General features: G+C 62.2%; 4 protein-coding genes and 1 pseudogene. 2 read left to right on the top strand and 3 right to left on the bottom strand.

The features are described from left to right. Positions 1 to 1,110: 1,110 nt before the first annotated feature. Positions 1,111 to 2,022, top strand: coding sequence for a replication initiation protein (locus tag AX702_RS04165; RefSeq protein WP_066478480.1), 912 nt, complete (start codon positions 1,111 to 1,113; stop codon positions 2,020 to 2,022). Then, positions 2,019 to 2,459 carry a hypothetical protein gene (locus tag AX702_RS04160; RefSeq protein WP_066478483.1) on the top strand — a complete coding sequence of 147 codons (441 nt, stop codon included), beginning with the start codon at positions 2,019 to 2,021 and terminating at the stop codon, positions 2,457 to 2,459. The genes AX702_RS04165 and AX702_RS04160 overlap by 4 nt, the downstream gene beginning before the upstream one ends. Positions 2,460 to 2,496: 37 nt before the next feature. Here the strand turns inward: AX702_RS04160 and AX702_RS04155 are convergent, their stop codons facing one another. The 3 genes and pseudogenes from AX702_RS04155 to AX702_RS22405 all read right to left on the bottom strand — a co-directional run. After that, positions 2,497 to 2,778 carry a hypothetical protein gene (locus AX702_RS04155; protein WP_066478484.1) on the bottom strand — a complete coding sequence of 94 codons (282 nt, stop codon included), beginning with the start codon at positions 2,776 to 2,778 and terminating at the stop codon, positions 2,497 to 2,499. 17 nt (positions 2,779 to 2,795) lie between these two features. Further along, positions 2,796 to 3,437, bottom strand: a complete 642-nt coding sequence (locus AX702_RS04150; protein ID WP_066478485.1) for an AAA family ATPase — start codon at positions 3,435 to 3,437, stop codon at positions 2,796 to 2,798. A gap of 73 nt (positions 3,438 to 3,510) precedes the next feature. Beyond that, positions 3,511 to 3,712: pseudogene (locus tag AX702_RS22405) on the bottom strand (transcription elongation protein SprT); the annotation flags it as partial.

Raw genomic sequence — 3,712 nt, 5'->3', positions numbered from 1 at the left:
CCCGCCACGGTAGCAGCCGCGGCGGGTTCGGGTTGCGATCGTTGGGCCGTTCGCTTCACACACCATAGCCGATCCGATCGGCGCGCGCGAGGGACGCCGTTGGAGCGATCCTAGCGCATTCAGGGTCCACCCCTGCCCCGCCGCTGGATTGGCGCTCCACGGCCCGGAAATCGGCCACTCTGCTACTATACCGATATTACTTGTGCATCTGAATTATGGCGTTCCGCTATATTTCTACACCGCACCAAATCGTCTGTAAGCGCGGAAAATCCCCCTCTGGCGCGCGAAAGGTGAGTTTTGGGGTAGCGGCTCACCGTTCGCGTTTCGCGCGGCGGTGGGTGTACTCCGAAGGGTCGTGGATCTCGCGCCGGAAAAATCGACCGCCTAGGAAGCCCGTAGAGCGCCGTCGGCGATTTCAACGCCCGAAACCCTATCCGAGAACTGAAATGATGCGCATCGGCCCGGAGATCACCCCTGCCGGGACGTTTCTACGTCCACTACCCTCCCGATTGCACGCTGATCTATCCGCTTGGCTTTTCTGGAAAGCCATTTTCGATGGTTGGTTCTTGGTGGAGCGCTGGTGAGAGAGGTGTGACGGGCGTCATGCTTCCTTAAACCAAACAAAGGCGTGCCGGCGGAGCCGGCTCATCATGGGGATGCCGGGTGGGAGGATCGCGGAGCGATCCGGGGCGGCCGAAGGCTGCGAGCCGGCGGGGCGAAGCCCCAAGAGGCGGTGCTTTTCTTCTTCTTCTTCTTCTTCGGGTGTGTCGCTACGGCAGGCGCGAAGTTATCCACAGGCGGGGCTACCCCAAAACTCACCTTTCGCCTTCTGATTCAAAGATTCTTCTTAGATTCAAGATTCAGGCTACCTCAAACCCGCAGAAAACTTGGAAAAATAACCTCGAAAAGTGAGTGTTGGGGTCGAGTCGCGTGAGTTTTGGGGTAGCCTTCGGTGAGCTTTTGGGCTGGTAGAAGTGAGCTTTGGGGTCGAGTCTGGTGAGCTTTGGGGTCGCCGCGGAATTGACGGTGAGTTTTGGGGTATCCGTCCCCCGATCGTGATCGGCGAGCTTTAGGAATTGCCTAGCTCACCGTTGCTGCTAAGGTGAGGGCATGGTTCTCGCAAACTCACCAGTGAGGGAAGGCAAGGCAAAGACTGCCTCGGGTGGCGAAACCGCCCTGACGCTCGCCCAAAAGGGGCGCGGAAACCCGTTCGATCCCGCCAATTATGGGGAAATCGTCAAACCCGGCGAGCTGGTCGATATTGTCGAGCTGTCGCCCCTCACCCTCGCCGATCGCCGAATCTACAATCTGCTGATCGCGAACGCCTGGGACCGGATCGGCGAGCCGGTCATTCACCGCATCGCCAAATCCGCGCTCAAGGGCACGCACCAGGGCAATGAGCGCATAGAAAGCTCGCTGCTGCGCCTGATGGGCACGATCGCGATCGTCACCATCCGCAAGGCCGGCAAGAGCTACAAGCGCCGCGTCCAGCTTCTCGGCCCCAGCGACGAAAGCCTCGAAAAAGACGGCTTCCTCCATTACCGGATTCCCGAAGAGCTGATCGAGATACTGCGCAACAGCGAGGTCTATGCCCGCCTCAAGACGCAGGTGATGTATTGTTTCGAGTCGAAATACGCGCTGTGCCTCTATGAAATGATCGAACGGCGGATCGGCCTTGAATACAAGCAAAGCGAAGAGTTCACGATTGCGGAGTTGCGCGGGCTGCTCAACGTGCCGGAAGGCAAGTTGGAACGCTTCGCCGACTTCAACAAATACTGCCTCAAGGTCGCGCAGGACGAAATCAACAAGCTCTGCCCCTTCTGGGTCGAGTTCACGCCGATCAAGAAGGGCCGCAAGGTCGAGCGGGTTTCGATGATGTGGCTCCCGAAAACCATGAGCGGCCGTCGCGACGCGCAAAACCTGATCGACCAGCATAGCATCGTGCGACGCGCGAAGCTGCGCGGGGACATACCCGAAATGCCGGTGCTGGTGGATTTCAGCGCGCCAGCGGCCGAACGGTGAGGGCCTACCCCAAAACTCACCTTTCGTCCGTCGTGGCGGCAGCGGCGGCCCTGCTCATCCAGTCCGTCCCGCTGAGCGCCCAGGCCGAGCCGAAGACGGAGCTAAGCGGACGCTGCGACTATCCCGATCGCGTCGCCCGATATCGCAACGAGACGACTTTGATCCTGTGCGACTCCGCCTCGATCGAACGGGGATCGGCAACCGCGACCCTCGATTTCCAGCAACGGAGCTGGGGCTCGATGGCGCGGTTCTCAGGTGCCATGGCGGGAAATCGGATGACGGTTTCCCGCGTCATATTGCGAGACGGCCGCGATCTCGCAGCGAGCGGAACCTGTCAAATCTTCTACCGCAACGACGGGCATGTCTCCACGATCAGTTGCCTCGCCAAGGCGGGGTCGCGTTCGGTCGCGGCCAATTTCGCGCCCTCACGCCTATAGTGCACGATCCAAAGGGCTGCCCCTTCCCGTCGATCGATCATCCCTCGCCGGCATCGAGCGCGCGGCTGACGGTGAACTGAATCCACGCGCTCCGACTGATCCCGCGCCGCTTGGCCGCCGCATCGACCTTGGCGAGAAGCACGCGATCGAAACGCAGCATCACCGGCGACTTGCGCGGCTCGGCCCCCTGCCCTGCCTCGTCGGCCTCGGCCGCGATCGGCGCGGCCTCGGGCTTCGCCGCGCCGGCAATGAAGGCATCGGCCGCCGCCTCGTCAATCGGCGGCTTGGGCTTGCTGTTCGGTTTACGAGCGATAGCCATTAACACGCACTCCGATATTATCTTGATATACAGACCGCGCCGATCAGCGCCGTCAATTCGTCTATCGCCTTGGAATCGCGCGGGGTCTGCTCGATAACCGCCCTGCCCTCGGCCGCCGCGTTTGGGAACGCCTTGCGCCGCACGATCGACGTGGGCAGCACTTCGATACCGTCGATATCGCCGATCATCTCCAAGGCCGCCTCATTGTCGGCCCCCTGCGCGTCCGCGCCGTTCAGCACGGCGACGGCGCGCAAGCCCTCGTTGATCTCGCGCGCCTCGGCGACCAACGCCGAAACCTGATCGAGCGCCCACACGTCGAAGCTGCGCGGCTGCACCGGCACCAGGAGCGTATCGGCGACCGTGAGCGCGGCGCGCAGCGATCCGGTGTCGCGCCCGCCCACGTCGATGATGATATCATCATATTTGCTGGCGAGCTGGCGAACCTGACTGCGCAGCGCCGCGCCGGTAAGGGCGACGGCGGTATAGCCCGCTTGCCCAAGCCGCTCGGCGCGAAGCTGGGTGAAGGTGAGGGCGGTGCCCTGCTCGTCCCCGTCCACCAGCAACAGGTCGCGGCCGGCGAGCGCCAGTGCGACCGCGAGATTGACGGCGAGGGTGGTCTTGCCGACGCCGCCTTTTGTGTTTCCAACTGCCAATATCATAATGCCCCCACTGCGCACACTATCGTTAATCGCTTCGGCATGACCTGTCTATCGTTGTGATATACAACTGCGCTCAATCCTCCGGCTCGGGATCATCGTCGTCCAGCGGCTCATGCTCCATCGGCCCATGCCCCCCGATCGGACAGAGCGGCGCGCCGGCCTGTTGCAGCCACTTGCGCGCGGTCCTGACGGTATAGCCGCACGTCGCGCACTCGCATTTGAGCATCCGGGCTTTCTGCTTCCTGGGCGCGGTCGACTCCCCGTCCGTGTCGAGA

The sequence above is a fragment of the Sphingomonas sp. CCH5-D11 genome (genome assembly GCF_001557395.1).
Taxonomy (GTDB): domain Bacteria; phylum Pseudomonadota; class Alphaproteobacteria; order Sphingomonadales; family Sphingomonadaceae; genus Sphingomonas.
The sequence above is the reverse complement of the archived record's forward strand: the minus strand, read 5'-3'. Positions and strand labels throughout refer to the sequence as shown.